The 15,552-nt window shown below is 46.0% G+C and carries 21 protein-coding genes; 14 read left to right on the top strand and 7 right to left on the bottom strand.

Going from position 1 to position 15,552, the window contains the following annotated elements:
* Positions 1–2 precede the first annotated feature (2 nt).
* Positions 3–278, top strand: coding sequence for a UPF0223 family protein (locus tag M1D90_RS13685; RefSeq protein ID WP_020451251.1), 276 nt, complete (start codon positions 3–5; stop codon positions 276–278).
* Between the two features lie 52 nt (positions 279–330).
* On the opposite strand, the gene M1D90_RS13680 is transcribed toward M1D90_RS13685, so the two are convergent.
* Positions 331–966, bottom strand: a complete 636-nt coding sequence (locus tag M1D90_RS13680) for a YktB family protein (RefSeq protein ID WP_128822377.1) — start codon at positions 964–966, stop codon at positions 331–333.
* A gap of 243 nt (positions 967–1,209) precedes the next feature.
* On the opposite strand from M1D90_RS13680, the gene M1D90_RS13675 reads away from it, so the two are divergent.
* The 8 genes from M1D90_RS13675 (at position 1,210) to M1D90_RS13640 (ending at position 5,906) form a co-directional block, all read left to right on the top strand.
* On the top strand, positions 1,210–1,398 hold the full coding sequence (locus M1D90_RS13675; RefSeq protein WP_020451253.1) for a hypothetical protein: 189 nt from the start codon (positions 1,210–1,212) through the stop codon (positions 1,396–1,398).
* 141 nt (positions 1,399–1,539) lie between these two features.
* Positions 1,540–2,334, top strand: coding sequence for an inositol monophosphatase family protein (locus M1D90_RS13670; protein ID WP_245118686.1), 795 nt, complete (start codon positions 1,540–1,542; stop codon positions 2,332–2,334).
* Positions 2,327–2,782 (top strand): GNAT family N-acetyltransferase, encoded by a 456-nt coding sequence (locus tag M1D90_RS13665; protein ID WP_146873456.1) that lies wholly within the window; start codon positions 2,327–2,329, stop codon positions 2,780–2,782. Before M1D90_RS13670 ends, M1D90_RS13665 begins: the two co-directional genes overlap by 8 nt.
* 187 nt (positions 2,783–2,969) lie before the next feature.
* Positions 2,970–3,923, top strand: a complete 954-nt coding sequence (locus M1D90_RS13660; protein ID WP_456282828.1) for a hypothetical protein — start codon at positions 2,970–2,972, stop codon at positions 3,921–3,923.
* Positions 3,871–4,827, top strand: coding sequence for a hypothetical protein (locus M1D90_RS13655; RefSeq protein WP_456282827.1), 957 nt, complete (start codon positions 3,871–3,873; stop codon positions 4,825–4,827). The genes M1D90_RS13660 and M1D90_RS13655 overlap by 53 nt, the downstream gene beginning before the upstream one ends.
* Positions 4,817–5,089: a hypothetical protein gene (locus M1D90_RS13650; protein WP_456282826.1), complete on the top strand. Its 273-nt coding sequence runs from the start codon at positions 4,817–4,819 to the stop codon at positions 5,087–5,089. The genes M1D90_RS13655 and M1D90_RS13650 overlap by 11 nt, the downstream gene beginning before the upstream one ends.
* Entirely contained in the window at positions 5,090–5,605 is a 516-nt protein-coding gene (locus tag M1D90_RS13645; protein ID WP_456282825.1) for a sigma-70 family RNA polymerase sigma factor, read from the top strand.
* A gap of 4 nt (positions 5,606–5,609) precedes the next feature.
* Positions 5,610–5,906, top strand: coding sequence for an anti-sigma factor family protein (locus M1D90_RS13640; RefSeq protein WP_020451259.1), 297 nt, complete (start codon positions 5,610–5,612; stop codon positions 5,904–5,906).
* 77 nt (positions 5,907–5,983) lie between these two features.
* Here M1D90_RS13640 and M1D90_RS13635 read toward each other — a convergent pair whose 3' ends face one another.
* Positions 5,984–6,172, bottom strand: coding sequence for a YlaF family protein (locus M1D90_RS13635; protein ID WP_020451261.1), 189 nt, complete (start codon positions 6,170–6,172; stop codon positions 5,984–5,986).
* 160 nt (positions 6,173–6,332) lie between these two features.
* On the opposite strand from M1D90_RS13635, the gene typA reads away from it, so the two are divergent.
* Both typA and M1D90_RS13625 read left to right on the top strand, forming a co-directional pair.
* Positions 6,333–8,171: a translational GTPase TypA gene (typA, locus tag M1D90_RS13630; RefSeq protein ID WP_020451262.1), complete on the top strand. Its 1,839-nt coding sequence runs from the start codon at positions 6,333–6,335 to the stop codon at positions 8,169–8,171.
* A 57-nt stretch (positions 8,172–8,228) separates the two neighbouring features.
* On the top strand, positions 8,229–8,549 hold the full coding sequence (locus tag M1D90_RS13625) for a YlaH-like family protein (protein WP_003181448.1): 321 nt from the start codon (positions 8,229–8,231) through the stop codon (positions 8,547–8,549).
* Between the two features lie 21 nt (positions 8,550–8,570).
* On the opposite strand, the gene M1D90_RS13620 is transcribed toward M1D90_RS13625, so the two are convergent.
* From M1D90_RS13620 to M1D90_RS13605, 4 genes are all read right to left on the bottom strand, one after another.
* Positions 8,571–9,077, bottom strand: a complete 507-nt coding sequence (locus tag M1D90_RS13620) for a MarR family transcriptional regulator (RefSeq protein ID WP_020451263.1) — start codon at positions 9,075–9,077, stop codon at positions 8,571–8,573.
* Positions 9,078–9,149: 72 nt separating this feature from the next.
* The gene (locus M1D90_RS13615) at positions 9,150–10,646 is read right to left on the bottom strand and encodes a monooxygenase (protein ID WP_456282824.1); all 1,497 of its coding nucleotides are present in this window, start codon (positions 10,644–10,646) and stop codon (positions 9,150–9,152) included.
* 137 nt (positions 10,647–10,783) lie between these two features.
* Positions 10,784–10,990, bottom strand: coding sequence for a YlaI family protein (locus M1D90_RS13610; RefSeq protein WP_003181456.1), 207 nt, complete (start codon positions 10,988–10,990; stop codon positions 10,784–10,786).
* 119 nt (positions 10,991–11,109) lie between these two features.
* Positions 11,110–11,724, bottom strand: coding sequence for a YhcN/YlaJ family sporulation lipoprotein (locus tag M1D90_RS13605; RefSeq protein ID WP_020451265.1), 615 nt, complete (start codon positions 11,722–11,724; stop codon positions 11,110–11,112).
* A gap of 155 nt (positions 11,725–11,879) precedes the next feature.
* On the opposite strand from M1D90_RS13605, the gene M1D90_RS13600 reads away from it, so the two are divergent.
* Complete coding sequence (locus tag M1D90_RS13600) at positions 11,880–13,208, top strand: PhoH family protein (protein WP_020451266.1); 1,329 nt, start codon at positions 11,880–11,882, stop codon at positions 13,206–13,208.
* 142 nt (positions 13,209–13,350) lie between these two features.
* Here the strand turns inward: M1D90_RS13600 and M1D90_RS13595 are convergent, their stop codons facing one another.
* On the bottom strand, positions 13,351–13,833 hold the full coding sequence (locus tag M1D90_RS13595; RefSeq protein ID WP_328037600.1) for a peptidyl-prolyl cis-trans isomerase: 483 nt from the start codon (positions 13,831–13,833) through the stop codon (positions 13,351–13,353).
* Between the two features lie 102 nt (positions 13,834–13,935).
* On the opposite strand from M1D90_RS13595, the gene glsA reads away from it, so the two are divergent.
* On the top strand, positions 13,936–14,880 hold the full coding sequence (gene glsA / locus M1D90_RS13590) for a glutaminase A (RefSeq protein ID WP_371268713.1): 945 nt from the start codon (positions 13,936–13,938) through the stop codon (positions 14,878–14,880).
* Between the two features lie 132 nt (positions 14,881–15,012).
* Positions 15,013–15,294, top strand: coding sequence for a YlaN family protein (locus tag M1D90_RS13585; protein ID WP_003181465.1), 282 nt, complete (start codon positions 15,013–15,015; stop codon positions 15,292–15,294).
* Positions 15,295–15,552 lie beyond the last annotated feature (258 nt).

The raw sequence follows: 15,552 nt of genomic DNA, 5'->3' as shown, positions 1-15,552 counted from the left end.
AAATGGAAGAAGGATACCAATATCCGATGAATGAAGACTGGAGCACAGAGGAAGCGATAGACGTTATATCGTTTTTTCAGACGGTTGAGCTCGCTTATGAAAAAGGCGTTGAGCGCGATGTACTAATGAGTGCTTACCGCCGCTTTAAAGAAATCGTTCCGGGAAAAGCGGAGGAAAAAAAGCTCTGCAGCCAGTTTGAAGAAGCGAGCGATTACTCTCCGTATCAGGCAGTCAAAAAAGCAAAGGAACAAACGGAAAATACGAAAATTAAAATGTAATGAGAAAATCCAAAACAAAAAGGGATGGGCACATCAGGCCATCCCTTTTTGTTTAAACCGATACTTTCTGCGTCAGGCGGTAAAGGAAGGCGAGCTTTTCAAAAGCCGCTTCGATTTCGGATAGAAACGCCTCTTCGCTCATTTGCAGCACTTCGTCTTTTGCAAGCTGAATACCGCAAAGCGCTTCTGCTTTCTTCACGTTGGCGAGACGTTCAAACAGGTTCTCCAGCTCTTTATCGTCCATCTCAGACTGTCTTATGACGCCCGGTTTCGTATGATCGGCCGACCAGACAAAACGGCTTGGAATGTTGCTTTCAATGTCCGGCAGATGCTTTTTAAACAGCTGGCCGTATTCCTGCTTGAGAGGAGACTCATAGATCAATGCAAACCATACGAACACGTGGGTTTCCCATAAACCAATTTGGAAATGAGGCAGCTTTTTATAGCCGCGCTTATTGTTTGCAAAAGCAACCCAGCTGTCGTCCGGCGGATTGACCGAGCGGCGCGCGTGTTTTGCGACGTGGACAAACATTTCATCTCCTGTCAATGCGGACAGTACAGGCGCAAAATGATCGCCGAGCCCTTCAAGTTTCGGGCGCACGGTTTCTTTCAGAACGCTCATCCGCGCATCTAAACCTTCTATTGTAAATGTACGAAAATCCTCTTCAGTAAAACGCAGACTGCTCATTGTGTTCCTCCTTGTCCAATCAGTAAAGATATTGTATCACAGTCGGCTTTTCAAACAAAAAATTACGTTTCGCTTCGCGGATTTTGGGGAATCGTTAGGTAAACACACAATTTTTAGAATAACGTTGCGAATGTTTGAGCACTTCATACGATATGAATAAGAAATTAATATAAATCACGCTTAGGACTAAAACCAGAAGGATTCTCTTTGACATCAATTTTCTCTGGAGGGGGCGTAGGGCACATGAAACCAATTGTGAAACAAGGATTGAAAGAGGAAAAAGACAATCGGGCCGCTGTTTGGAGGCTTGAGGTCGATTATGAACTTGCAACGCTTTTTGAAGCCATGGAAAAAAAGGATGAAACCCAAATCGAGTTGAGCAAGCGCAAACTGGAACGACTCAGAAAAGAATGGATTAGATTATATGGTTGAAACCATAATAAAAACGAACCGTTTGAGAGGTTCGTTTTTATCTGGGCCGCCTGATCATTTGTCATTTTTCTTGATTTTTCCCGGCTAATATCAGTATGCTATGAATAAGTCAACAGGTATACATAGAAAAGAGGTAGTGTGATGACAAACTGGAAGGAAATCGACCGCCTGGCGAAAAGCTGGGTGAAAGAAGCTGGTCAGAGAATTCAGCAGTCAATGAAAGAAAAGATGACAATCGAAACGAAATCGAATCCAAATGACCTTGTCACAAACATTGACAAGGAAACAGAGCGTTTTTTCATTGAAAAAATCCAATCGGTTTTTCCGGATCATCATATTCTTGGCGAAGAAGGCCAGGGGGACAAGCTTACATCTTTGGACGGCATCGTTTGGATCATCGATCCGATCGATGGCACGATGAACTTTATTCATCAAAAACGCAATTTTGCGATTTCAATCGGCATTTTTGAAAACGGAAAAGGCAAAATCGGTTTGATTTATGATGTGACTCACGAAGAGCTTTATCATGCTTTTCAAGGCGAAGGTGCGTACATGAATGATACAAAGCTCGGCAAGATGAAAGAAGTGCCGCTTGAAGAATCAATTCTGGCCATCAATGCGACATGGATCACCGAGAACAGACGGATCGATCCAAGCGTATTATCTCCGCTTGTCAAGCGCGTCAGAGGGACCCGGTCATACGGTTCAGCGGCTTTGGAACTCGCTTATGTTGCAGCCGGCAGAATGGATGTGTATGTGACGATGAGACTCGCTCCTTGGGATTACGCCGCCGGCTGCATCCTGCTTGATGAAGTCGGCGGAACATATACGACAATTGACGGGAAGCCGCTTAATTTTCTTGAAAACCACAGCATCGTAGCCGGCAATCCGGCAGCTCACCGGGCGATTTTCAACGAATATTTGCCGCATGAATAGCAGGTCTTTCTCTTCTTCCGATTTCGCCTTTTTTGAGGAGCTGGCCGAAGCAAGCCCCGGGTGGGCGAAGGAAGAGCTTGACGGAAACAGCCTGGAACGCTATATGAGTGCTTATGCGATGTATAACGGTGAATGGCTCGTGTGGGAAGACAGGGGCCTGCCGGCGGCTCTGAGCTTTCATCTCGAATGGGCGCCTTCTAACGGCAAGCCTTGGCTCGGAACGCTTCTTGTCCATCCCGATTTCCGCCAAAAAGGCCGGGCAAAAGAAGTGATTGAAACGATCGGTAAACGTTTGAAAGAAAAGGGACATAAAGCGTTGTTTGCGGCGGTGCCATATGAAAAGGACGCGTGGCTGAACAGGCTCGCCCGTTCGGGATTTGAACAGCTGAAAACGGAAAAAGATAAAGAGGGAAAACGATATGTGATTATGGTGTTGCCCCTTGCTTGATGCTTCAATGAGACTTGTTTGACAACAGGTCTCATTTTTTATGATTTTTTGAAACATAATGCTACTTCGTTTGTCTATGATGATGAGGCCTTAATTTGATGTAAAGGAATTGTGGTGGAAATTGATTGAACTATTTAGTGATTATGTGCTCCATTTTGAACGTTATTTTATTTTAAGCAGGCAGAGCATGCTTGTCATTCAGTGGTGTTTGACAGGCCTTGCCCTTCTGTATGTCGTGTCATTTCATCCGAAAGTGAGCAGGCGGCGCCTCTTTTTTTACGCAGGCATCGCGCTCAGGCTGATTTTGGTAGGCGCCCTTTCGTTTGAATTGGCTCACCAAATGAAAGCCGCTGAGTTTTCAAACCTGTACATAGAAGAACAAGATGCGCTCCTGCCTTTTATGCAGTTTTTGCTGTTCGGCTATATTTTGCTTGTCTCATTTCATTATATGATGACACTCGCAGAAAAAGGGGGCAAGGGGCTGTTTTTTGCATTTGACATTGCGGTGATGACGATGCCGTTTTTCCAATCGCTGTTCGGCTCTGCTGTCTATTTAAAGGAAAACAGGGCTGATCTCGAACAATTGCTGCTTGTATTGGTGCTGCTCATCGGGGTTCCGGGGCTGATGATCTGCTTGTTTTTTCAGCTTTATTGGAAAAGAAACCGTTACGTTCTCCTTTTGATTTTTTACATTGTGACGATCGGCGGTTTCTTCATCAAAAAGCTCGGCTACGAATTTTTTCCGCTGAACGTATTTCTGACCATGCTCGGTTTTCTTATGACATATCACTTGCTGAATGGCTCGAGAAAGCCTTTTTTGATGGTGAAGCGTGTTTTAGCCGCGGGCACCGCCGTATTTTTCACACTACTTCTTAACCCTTTTTACAATTTGGCAGATGCCGCTTTTACAATCTCACACCCTGAGGTTTCAGACGTGGTTGATGCCAATTTTCAACCTGTTTCGGTTAAAGAAGCGAAGCAGACTGTCAGCTCGTTTTTTCCGACGGACAGCTTGATCTATTTGTCAGCCACCAACCAGGATTTTCACAACGTTTATCATTTTAAAACGAAGGATTACGAGGCGTACGTTGACGGTTGGACGGGGGGTGATCACCAATTATTACAATCAAAAAGAGCCTAGCGGGAATATCCTGTCCGATCAGGCGTATATCAAGCGGTCGAAGCAATTTCTGCGGGAACACGGCCGCGAACTTGACAAACAAATCAAGGCAAAAGTAAGCCGTGATGACGACGAAGCTACTGTTGAATTTTACCGTGAAGGCCAGGATCCTGAATTAAGCACAATGGGGTTTACTTGGAGGAAGGAAACACTGATAGGTTTTTCCGAGGACACGTCTGTTTACAACTTAGAAAGCGTGAAACAAGCCCGCGTTTCTGGTCAGGATATCGAGCGGGGTGTTGAAGCGGTCTATCGTAAGCTGGGTATACCCGTCTCAGCTTATCAGCTGACAGATATTGATTTATTATTTCCATCCAGCCTCAACTCGGCATCCATAAACGTGAAGACAAGCGACGGAACGGAGATGGCGTTCCATCCTGTAACAGGTGCATTAACGGCTATTACGTTCAAATCTGAAAGCGCCTTGCCTTATCGCGGACAAGAGCTCGAAAAACGCTTGCTTTCATTATTTGATCAAGACCTTTCTCAGCTGAAAAGGGTGGAGTTAGAAAAGGATCTGATAGAATTTCAGAAAAAAGAAAGCGATGCTGTATTAAATACGAGCTGGACCATGACGAAGCATGAAGAGGGAGCTTATCTGACGGTGAGAAAGGACATTCGCAAAGCGGATGAAAAGCCCCCCTACACATATGCAGACGGGGAAAAGGCTTTTCGGAAAGTGTCTGAACACTATCAAAAAGGGTTGGTTTATTATAAACGGACGAAGCTTGTGATTGTTTCAGACGGGGATCAAAAGAGCCGGTATGCGTGGCTTGTCATCATCCAGCCGTTCGGCTCAAACGAACATGATGCATACTTGGTTGATGCCGTAACAAATGAGGTGAAACAATTTGATGACAAGTGAAGAAAAAAAAGCGGTGTTTCTTGATTTGTATGAGCTCTATCAAGAAGGTGAACTGGAAGAGGAAACCGTGATCTGGATGAAAGAGCATGAGCAGGTTTTTCAAGGCCAGGCTGAAGAGGCAGCAGTCGAGAATAGAACGCTTCCCGGCATACAAAAGGCAGATGATCGTCAGCAGCTCCGTCATATCATGGTTTTTGTTTACTCGTTGTATGGTGCTTTCCTGCTCCTTTCGATTTGGATGACGGTGTGGTTTTTTTTCTAAATGGCTTCCAATAAAAAACAGACGATTGAAGAACTGTACAGGGAATATTATCATGACATTATGTACTATTTGTACAGGCGAACCCATCAGCTTGAGACGGCGAAAGACCTGGCACAGGATACGTTTCTGAAAGCTTTTGCGGGCCTGGAGTCTTTCAGAGGCCATTCCTCGATCAAAACACGGCTGTATACGATCGCGCATCATACGTTTATCAACTGGTACAGAAAAGATAAAAAAATCCGGTTTTCCGATGTGACGGCCTGCGGCGACATGGAACAGCACACGTTTGAAATGCCTGAGCGCCATTTGGCAAACGCCATAAGGCAGGAGGAGCTGAAACATCACATTGACCGGCTGAAAGAACATTACCAGACCGTACTTATTTTAAGAGAGTTTCAGGAGCTTTCCTATGAGGAAATAGCGGAAGTGCTCGATTGGAAACTGTCAAAGGTAAAAACCAATCTTCACCGGGCTCGCCTTGAGCTGAAAAAAAGCTTGGAAGGCAGGGAGGTTTAACAATATGAAATGTCATCTTGTGAGAGATTTACTGCCTCTATACATAGAAGGCGATTGCAGCCGCAAAACGGAACATTTGGTTATGGCGCACATCAAAACGTGTGCAGATTGCCGGGAAATGTATGACATGATGAGGGAACCTGTCAATTTTCATGATGACGACAGATTGCCAACGGAAGCAGGAGAAGCGGAAGAACAAAAATTCAGGAAAGCATACTATCAAAGGCTGATTCTCAAAGGGGCAGCGCTTTTTGGCGGAGGCTACTTGCTGATGCTTTTGATTTATTTATTCTTTTTATAAGAACTGGCGGGTAACCTGCCGCCAGTTTTTTTGGAATTTAATAATCAAAAGCCCCTTCAGCCGGAAGGGGCTCTTTTTTATTCAAGCAGGCCTTTTTCGCGCATTCTTTTTTTGAGAGTAAAACCGCTCCCCATAATGACGATCAGAATTGCGACGGCAATTGCGACGCCGGCAGCGCTTTTTTCGGCGACTGCAACGCCGATCATCATGATGCTGATCACTGCAGCAAGTGCGAATAATAAGAATATCCATTTGATTTGTTTCACTGTTTTCCCATCCCCTTAGTATGAAGTCTACTCTTAGTTTACAGAAAATCGCGCTGAATAGAAAGGGTCAACCGAAGCTGGATATTTGAAAGAAATTGAAATAACTTCGTTCGTCAGTTATAATATGAAAGATTATCTAAATTTTTTAGGAGATGAAAATGTGAAACTTCGAGAAGATCTTCGCAATATCGCTATTATCGCCCACGTTGACCATGGAAAAACGACGCTTGTGGATCAGCTCCTCCATCAGGCTGGCACATTCCGTGCAAATGAAAACGTGGCGGAGCGCGCCATGGATTCCAATGACTTGGAAAGAGAGCGCGGCATTACGATTTTAGCGAAAAATACAGCGATTAACTATAAAGATACACGCATTAATATTTTGGATACTCCGGGACACGCAGATTTCGGCGGGGAAGTTGAGCGGATCATGAAAATGGTCGACGGCGTTCTGCTTGTTGTTGACGCTTATGAAGGCTGCATGCCGCAAACCCGCTTTGTGCTGAAAAAAGCACTTGAGCAAAACTTGACGCCAATCGTTGTTGTCAATAAGATCGACCGCGATTTTGCCCGGCCTGAAGAGGTCGTTGACGAAGTGCTCGATTTGTTTATCGAGCTTGATGCCAATGAAGAACAGCTTGAATTCCCGGTTGTTTACGCTTCTGCGATCAACGGCACCGCTTCAGCTGATCCGAAGCAGCAGGATGAAAATATGGAAGCTTTATTCGAAGCGATTGTCAACCATATTCCTTGTCCTGTCGATAACCATGAGGAGCCTTTGCAGTTCCAGGTCGCTCTGCTTGACTACAATGATTATGTCGGCCGTATCGGAATCGGACGCGTGTTCAGAGGAACGATGAAGGTCGGACAGCAAGTTGCTTTAATGAAGCTTGACGGTTCTATCAAGCCGTTCCGCGTAACGAAAATCTTCGGTTTCCAGGGCTTGAAAAGAGTCGAAATTGAAGAAGCGAAAGCCGGCGACCTTGTCGCGGTATCAGGAATGGAAGACATCAATGTCGGAGAGACCGTCTGCCCGATTGAGCATCAAGAGGCGCTTCCGGTTCTGCGCATTGACGAGCCGACGCTTCAAATGACGTTCGCGGTTAACAACAGTCCTTTTGCCGGTCGCGAAGGAAAATATGTCACGGCCAGGAAGATTGAAGAGCGCCTTGAACAGCAGCTTCAGACAGATGTCAGCCTTCGAGTCGATCCGACGCCATCTCCTGACGCCTGGGTCGTATCCGGTCGCGGTGAGCTGCATTTGTCGATTTTAATCGAAAACATGCGCCGTGAAGGCTTTGAACTGCAAGTATCGAAGCCGGAAGTCATCATTAAAGAAATCGACGGCGTTCGCTGTGAGCCTGTTGAACGCGTGCAAATCGATGTGCCTGAAGAGCATACCGGATCTGTAATGGAATCAATGGGCGCGCGCAAAGGTGAAATGATCGACATGATCAATAACGGAAACGGGCAGGTCCGCCTGATTTTCAACGTTCCTTCACGCGGATTAATCGGCTACTCAACCGAATTCCTTTCCCTTACACGCGGTTTCGGGATTTTAAACCATACGTTTGACAGCTATCAGCCTGTTGAGCCTGGGCAAGTCGGCGGACGCCGCCAAGGTGTGCTTGTTTCAATGGATACCGGGAAAGCTTCAGCTTACGGCATTCAAGGCGTTGAAGAACGCGGCGTGATTTTTGTCGAGCCGGGCACAGAAGTATATGAAGGCATGATCGTCGGCGAGCACAACCGTGAAAACGACCTTGTCGTCAACATCAATAAAATGAAGCAGCAGACAAACGTGCGCTCAGCGACGAAAGATCAGACGGTCAGCATGAAAAAACCGCGTATCATGTCGCTTGAAGAATCGCTTGAATACTTGAACGAGGATGAGTACTGCGAAGTCACGCCTGAATCCATCAGATTGAGAAAGAAAATTCTCGACAAAAACGAACGCGAAAAAGCAGCGAAAAAGAAAAAGCTGGCAGGATTGTCGTAACATTTGCAGAACCTAAAAAAAGAGCAACCCAACTAAGCAAAGGGGAGGGGAATCTTTTTGACTGATGTAAGTGAACGGCTGTCGTTTTTTGCCGCTCTTTATAAAGTGGACCAGAATCCTGAGGCGGGAATGTGGTGGCTTTATGCCACCATCTTCGTCCTGTCTGCGGTCGTCTTTAAACTGGGGTTCGCCAAACGGCTGCCGCTGTTGAAAACGGCGATCATTTACTTTTTTCTGGCGCTAGGCTGTACGTTTTTAACTTTTTTCGGCGTTTTTCTGCCGGTTGGAGAAGGGCTGATCGTAGCCGTTTTAATCCTTTCGATTTACAAAATCCGTCTGCACCGTTCGAAAAAAGAGCAGACGGGGGCGAATACGTAGAAAAGACATAGCCAAAGAAGGCTATGTCTTTTCTGTATCCGCCAGAAAATCCGCTGTTAATAAGTCCCGAAACAAAGCCCTGGCAAAAAGAATCTCATCTGCTGAATACCGGCTTAAAAATCGTTTAAACCTTTGTTCGATTTTTTCGTGCTCACGCTGGTGAAGGTGATGAATACTTCTCCCTTTATGGCTTAAGCGGAAGTAGATTTCTTTTTTATTGTCGCTGAGCTGTGTCTTGCTGACGAGGCCTTTTTCGGTCAGCTTTGCGGTGATCCTTGAGACCGTCGCTTTTGAAAATCCCATTTTCTCGGAAATCGAGGTGACGTTGATCGGTTCGTGGTCGCCAATGCAGCTGATCGTATGGATGTCAGACATGTTGAGTTTCAGTTCAGCTCCGAATTCGCGTTCCATCTTTTTCATTTCAGCGGAGATGCGCTCTTTCATGACGGTTTCTTGCTGCTCTTGCTGATGAATGAGCCTGATGTACAGATCGAATATTTCTTGTTTTGCGTGTGTTAAATGCTCCATGCAGAAAATCGGCTCCTTTAATCGATGTTTCTGCTTTGATTATATCATTTTGTTGCGCATGAAACAAAATGATTAAACAGACTGAATGTGAGAGTTCCCGCACCAGCGGTGGATACCATCGGCAATCAATTGCTCCGCGTTTTCCATGGATTCGTCGACAGCCCAGGCCACGTGACCGTCGGGACGGATCAGCGCTGCTTTTACCCCATTCCATTCAGGCCTGCCGTCAATTGCTTTCACTTGTATACGCCGGACGTGAGGAAGGATGGAAAATTCCTTCGTTTCTATCCCGAATGTTGCTAATAAAAAGCGTCCATCACGGAGAAAAGTGTAGAGCCGTTTGACAGTACCATCTGAAAAGGTCAGATCGATATCTGGGAGACGTTTTCCGTTCAGCTCATGTTCAGGCATCTTTTCATCTGCTTCGTATTGCACGCTGAGCGCCGTAATTTGTTCTGCCAGATAGCGATTGACGTCTGAAAATCCGAGAATGCCGGATAATAATTCGCGGAGGTACAGGCCTTCACGTGTAAAATCAAACAGCTTTGTTTGGATTTGTGTATTGACGAGCAGCGCTTCCCCGACAGGGTGTCTTTCATTATGGTAACTGTCAAGCAGCCAGTCGGGGCACCGTCCGTTGATCTTTGCCGCGAGTTTCCAGCCAAGGTTCATCGCGTCCTGAAGCCCGACATTTAAACCTTGCCCTCCCGCGGGAAAATGAATATGCGCGGCATCTCCAGCCAAGAAAATTCTGCCGGAACGGTAATGCTCCGCCAACTTGCTGGCATTTCCGAAGCGGGACATCCAAACCGGGCTGTCCATTCCAAGGTCCGTGCCGCAGATGCGGTTGAGTTCTGTTTTTAATTCTTCCAGTGTGACGGGCTCGTGAAGCAAAGCTTGAGGCATGTGCGGCGCCGTTATGAGGACGCGGAAAATGCCGCCGTCTAAAGGCACGATCACAACGGCACCTTCACGGTTCTCGCAAGTATAAAAATGAGATTCCGGCGGATTTTCAAGCGACACATCACCAAGCATTGCCGTGATATTTGCATCAGTTCCGGAAAAAGCGATGCGCGCCTGTTTGCGAATGATACTTCCGGCTCCGTCAGCACCGACGATATAGGAAGCGGTTAGAAAGGACAGGCCGTCGGGTCCCTGGACGACGAGCTCGGCGGTTTCCTCATGCTCGCGGACAGCGAGAACTTCATGACCGCGAAGGATGCAGACACCGAGATTTCGCGCATGTTCCTCAAGCAGCTTCTCAGTTTCGTATTGGGGGATGAACAATGTAAAATTGGCTTGCGTGTCAAGCGCAGAAAAGTCCAATCCAGTCTTCAGACCGGCAAAATGCCCCGAAGGAATCGGTTTGCCAATTTCCTTAAACTGTTCTCCAAGCCCCCTCATTTCAAGTATCTCGATTGAGCGCGGATGCAGTGTGAGCGCTTTTGAGAATGGAGAAGGCTCTTTCAGCCGTTCGACAATACAGGTCCGGACACCGGCCAAAGCCAGCTCGGAAGCCGTCAGCAGACCGACGGGGCCGCCGCCTGCGATCAGTACATCAAAATCCATGATGAATCACTCCTTTTTTGTTACTCATGAAACAATTTTAACATACTACAAATGAAAATGTTTATCAACTATAATCTTTAATTTTGTTACTGATGTAACAAAAAAGGCGATAAAAAAGCATGGAGCTTGTCCATGCTTTACGACTTGATCTGCTCTTTATCTTTTCTGTGCGGATATAACTTAAAACGGCCGGTTTTCATCCGGTTTTCGGTTTTGATTTTAATTCGTTCGCTGCATTCATGGCACATATAAGTATGTATCGGCCGGTTTCGGAGACGTTTGGCAATGAGTGTGTCATCATCGATTTTTTCGATTTTGTCACACAATGAACACTTTACCCTCACTTGATTCACCTCGCTTACGATTCATTATACCTTAATCAATCGGACAAATAAATTTTCTCCTTTAGAAAAAAGGAAAAAGCCTGTGCCGTCAAGAAAACAGTGGCACAGGCTTTTAAAAGTTATGGCTGCCGATTTTTCATATGCTTGTTCGATTGCTTATTTTGCTCCTTTTCAAGCTGTTTCTGGTTTCTGTCATTCAGCTGGTCGTTGTTGGATTTTGTAGGATTTGTTTGCTGATTGTCTGTTGCGTCGTTCGGCACTTCAGGAAGGACGCGCCCGACGATGGCTGCCAGCTCGTCGAGAATCCCTTTGACAGGACGTCCCGCTTGAATTTCCCTGCCCATTGCCCGCAGGCGGTTGACGGTGTCGGGATCTGCGACAACGGCGGCGTTTGCTCCGTAAGGGTCATTCTGCAGCGCTTCAGCCACGGAATACTTAATAGATTCGACTTTGCTGCGCTCCAAATTGTCTTTCACATCAATTCCGACGACGGCTAGCCTGCCGAGCACGACGGCGGTCGCATCATTGACACCCGGAACGCTTTCAGTGATCTTCACAAGGCGCCGCGAGATGGCTTGCCCGTCTTTACGGTTCACCGGCTCTTGGGAGCTGTTTTTTACTTGAATCGGTTTGTTGCCGGGAAGCTCGTTCGCTTCATTTCGGGCATTATTTTGAATGCCGCAGGCTGAAAGCAGCATAACGGTTTGAATTAGGATCAAAAAAAAGATTCGCACTTGAGGTTGCCTCCTTAAAAATGCTTTCATTAATTTTTATTGTTGAATTAACCTTCTATCTTTATTCACAAAAACATATATTTTAGCGGGCGCTCCATCAGCTTTTAACCCAATTGAAAAGAAAAGGCTAAAAATCCTGATCAGGAGGCGGAAGATTGAGTAAAATTTATGTGCTGGATACGAATGTGTTATTGCAGGATCCGAATTCAATCTTTTCTTTTGAAGATAACGAGGTTGTCATCCCGGCTGTCGTATTGGAGGAAGTCGACTCAAAGAAACGCTACATGGATGAAATTGGGAGGAATGCAAGGCGCGTATCTAAATTGATAGATGATTTGCGTTTAAAAGGAAGGCTGTATGAAAATGTTCCCCTACCAAACGGAGGGAGCTTGAGAATCGAGCTGAACCATCGCTCTTTTCAGCAGCTTCAAGAAATTTTTATCGAAAAAACAAGCGACAACCGTATTTTAGCCGTAGCGAAAAACCTCAGCCTGGAAGAGGAAACGAAAGAAGACGGCAGGCCGGTTATCCTTGTCAGCAAAGATATGCTGATCCGTGTCAAAGCCGATGCCATCGGCTTGATGTCAGAGGATTTTTTGCACGACAGGGTTGTCGACAATGATGATATATACAGCGGTTATACGGACGTGTACATTCGCCCGGATCAGATGAATTCCTTTTTTGAACATCACGATTTGCCGCTTCACGAAATCAGCAGTGAGATGTTGCGTCCGAACCAGTTTGTCGTTATGAAGGACGCGCTCGGCGGATCATCCTCTGCCGTAGGGATCGTAGATCAAAGCGGAAAAGCCGTTAAAAAGCTTGTTTTCGATCAGGAACAGGTTTGGGGCATACGTTCGCGAAATGTACAGCAGACGATGGCTTTGGAACTTCTTTTAAGACAAGATATTCCGCTTGTCACCCTGATTGGAAAAGCCGGCACAGGAAAAACCCTGCTTGCGTTGGCAGCAGGGCTGCTGCAGACAGAAGACCTGGGGAATTTTAAAAAACTTGTTGTCACAAGGCCGATCGTTCCTGTCGGAAAAGATCTCGGCTATCTTCCGGGTGAAAAAGAAGAAAAACTTCGTCCGTGGGTCCAGCCTATTTTTGATAACCTGGAATACTTGTTCAATGCAAAAAAGCCGGGGGAGCTTGATGATATTTTAGCGGGGATGGGCTCCATTCAAGTCGAAGCCCTCACATATATAAGGGGCAGAAGCATTCCTGACCAATTCATCATCATTGATGAGGCTCAAAATCTGACCAAGCATGAAGTCAAAACGCTTCTGACCCGCGTCGGGGAAGGCAGTAAAATCGTATTGATGGGAGACACCGAACAGATCGACCATCCTTATTTAGATGCGATGAACAACGGCCTGGCCTATGTTGTCGAGCGCTTTAAGGATCAAAAAATTTCCGGAAACGTGAAGCTTTTAAAAGGAGAGCGCTCCCGGCTCGCTAGGCTTGCAGCCGATCTGCTGTAAATAAAAAAACCCGGGCGTTTAACCCGGGTTGCAACTTGCATGGCCCGCGGGCCGGGTTGCCGGCAAGTGCCGATAGCCCGGCCGGGAAAGAGGAGGCGGAGTTTTTCATCGCCTCCGGCGCACCCATTGCAGTGTTGTAGCTTTAAACAATGTGAATTTCTTTTACTCGTTTCACAGGAGTCATCCTGTTTGAACCGTCGGGAAAATAAACGTGTACAGGCCCGTCTTCGCCAAGCGGCTTGCCATTGTTGCTGAAGCAGAGAATCATGCCGCCCGCTTCTTCGATCGGAACGGAAACCTCTTCACCTTCCGTTTTGAAGAGGCATTTGACGGCGGAGCCTGTCACCTCCGCATTTTTCAAAAAAGGTTCAAGCTTGATCCCGAAAGTGCCGTCAAGCAATTTCTCCTTTTCATATTTTTTCTCTGATTTCAGTGTCGGCGGCGATACAGTACCTTCCCTGATTTGCCGTTCCCGGTCAATCACAAGGTCGTCATCTTCATCTTTTACCTCTCTGAAATCTGAAAAGAACTGATCGAGATCGAATTTTCGGTCATCAAAAATCCAAACGCTCGGATCGAGCGTAATCTGATACTTTACATTTCCTGTGATCGTTACAATGCTCATGTCTCTACCACTCCCTCACAAAAATTATAAGCGCTTTCTTTCAAATTGTCACTTCTCATAACAAAAGCCCTCTCCGGGAAAGATAACAGCAACGACGCTCGGATGGAGGGAAAAAACTTGAATTGCCGGGATAATGAGGAGCTTGAATATTTTGTCACGGAAGCGAAAAAAGTGACGGACAAAGGAAAGGTTGCATCTTACATACCGGCTTTGGCTGAATTATCGGAGGACGATTTATCGGCGGCGGTCTACTTTACGGACGGGACGTGTATATCAGCGGGAGACGTGGAAAAAGCCTTCACTCTACAAAGCATCTCAAAAGTATTGTCGCTTGCTCTCGTCCTGATCGATCACGGCCCGGAAACAGTGTTTCATTATGTAGGGCAAGAGCCGACTGGTGATCCGTTTAACTCCATCATCAAACTTGAAACCGTCAACCCGGGGAAGCCGCTGAATCCGATGATAAATGCCGGAGCATTGGTGGTGACAAGCATGATTAAAGGAGAGACGAATGCCGATAAGATCGGCAGGCTTCTTGATTTTATTAAAAAACTGGCAAATAACCGGAATATTACCTTTTGTGAGAAGGTCGCCGAATCTGAATTTGAAACCTCGATGGTCAACAGGGCGATGTGCTACTACATGAAAGAGCACGGTATTTTTCAGGCTGAGGTTGAGGATGTCATGGATGTGTATACAAAGCAGTGCGCCATTGAAATGAACAGCTTAGACTTGGCGAAAATCGGTTCTGTTTTTGCTTTGAACGGCAAGCATCCCGAAACGGGAGAACAAATCATACCGAAGGATATCGCGAGAATTTGCAAAACATTTATGGTGACATGCGGAATGTATAATGCCAGCGGCGAATTCGCAATCAAAATCGGCATACCCGCCAAAAGCGGGGTTTCAGGGGGAATCATGGGTCTATCCCCATACCGTTTCGGCATCGGCATCTTCGGGCCCTCGCTTGATGAAAAGGGAAACAGCATCGCTGGAATCCGGCTTTTAGAGCTGTTATCGGCGAACTACAGTTTAAGCATTTTTTAAAACGTGAGCGGAAGCTTAAAATGCGAGTCTTTGAAATACGGCGAAAGGACAGAAATAGCTTGCTTTTTTTCGGCTGAGGCTTTATCATAAATAGAAGAATTAGGTACTCGCCTGGGGAACGGAGGGATACTTTTGGCGTCTGAGATTGTAGTCGACCATCGTGAAAAAGCACTTGCCCTGTTAAAACGTGATGCTGATAAAATCTTAAAGCTGATTCAAGTGCAAATGGACAACTTAACGATGCCTCAATGTCCTCTTTATGAAGAGGTTTTAGATACACAAATGTTCGGACTCTCTAGGGAAATTGATTTTGCTGTCCGCCTTGGATTAGTGGATGAAGAAGAGGGTAAAGAACTGCTTTACAGGCTGGAACGTGAATTGTCTGCATTACATGATGCATTTACAAAAAAATAAATGAACACCTCAGAAGAATCTTTCTGTCTGAGTCAGCTTGTCGACGACGTTTCGATAGAAACAAACTGCCGGCAGGCTTTTTTTGTTATGGAATGAGAAAGAAAACGTCCGCTGATGAAGGAATGAATGCTGTTCGTGCCGAATAAACGAAGACGCATGGTATGCCGATAAAAAAATAGAACGGCAGTCTTGGAACAGACGGACTTTTCTTTCAGACCAGATTCGAACTCTTATGAAAAGGGTATCTTTCGTGCTTTT

Source organism: Bacillus sp. JZ34, assembly GCF_053903205.1.
This window is presented reverse-complemented; position numbering and strand designations above follow the sequence as displayed.

What these genes read in the sequence shown, in the direction of transcription:
- M1D90_RS13665 (WP_146873456.1), top strand. Translation starts at nt 2,327, where the DNA reads ATGAATAGCAGGTCTTTCTCTTCTTCCGATTTCGCCTTTTTTGAGGAG.
- M1D90_RS13640 (WP_020451259.1), top strand. Translation starts at nt 5,610, where the DNA reads ATGAAATGTCATCTTGTGAGAGATTTACTGCCTCTATACATAGAAGGC.
- M1D90_RS13595 (WP_328037600.1), bottom strand. Translation starts at nt 13,833, where the DNA reads ATGAGCATTGTAACGATCACAGGAAATGTAAAGTATCAGATTACGCTC.
- glsA (WP_371268713.1), top strand. Translation starts at nt 13,936, where the DNA reads ATGGAGGGAAAAAACTTGAATTGCCGGGATAATGAGGAGCTTGAATAT.
- M1D90_RS13670 (WP_245118686.1), top strand. Translation starts at nt 1,540, where the DNA reads ATGACAAACTGGAAGGAAATCGACCGCCTGGCGAAAAGCTGGGTGAAA.
- M1D90_RS13675 (WP_020451253.1), top strand. Translation starts at nt 1,210, where the DNA reads ATGAAACCAATTGTGAAACAAGGATTGAAAGAGGAAAAAGACAATCGG.
- M1D90_RS13620 (WP_020451263.1), bottom strand. Translation starts at nt 9,077, where the DNA reads ATGGAGCATTTAACACACGCAAAACAAGAAATATTCGATCTGTACATC.
- M1D90_RS13615 (WP_456282824.1), bottom strand. Translation starts at nt 10,646, where the DNA reads ATGGATTTTGATGTACTGATCGCAGGCGGCGGCCCCGTCGGTCTGCTG.
- M1D90_RS13645 (WP_456282825.1), top strand. Translation starts at nt 5,090, where the DNA reads ATGGCTTCCAATAAAAAACAGACGATTGAAGAACTGTACAGGGAATAT.
- M1D90_RS13685 (WP_020451251.1), top strand. Translation starts at nt 3, where the DNA reads ATGGAAGAAGGATACCAATATCCGATGAATGAAGACTGGAGCACAGAG.
- M1D90_RS13650 (WP_456282826.1), top strand. Translation starts at nt 4,817, where the DNA reads ATGACAAGTGAAGAAAAAAAAGCGGTGTTTCTTGATTTGTATGAGCTC.
- M1D90_RS13680 (WP_128822377.1), bottom strand. Translation starts at nt 966, where the DNA reads ATGAGCAGTCTGCGTTTTACTGAAGAGGATTTTCGTACATTTACAATA.
- M1D90_RS13660 (WP_456282828.1), top strand. Translation starts at nt 2,970, where the DNA reads ATGCTTGTCATTCAGTGGTGTTTGACAGGCCTTGCCCTTCTGTATGTC.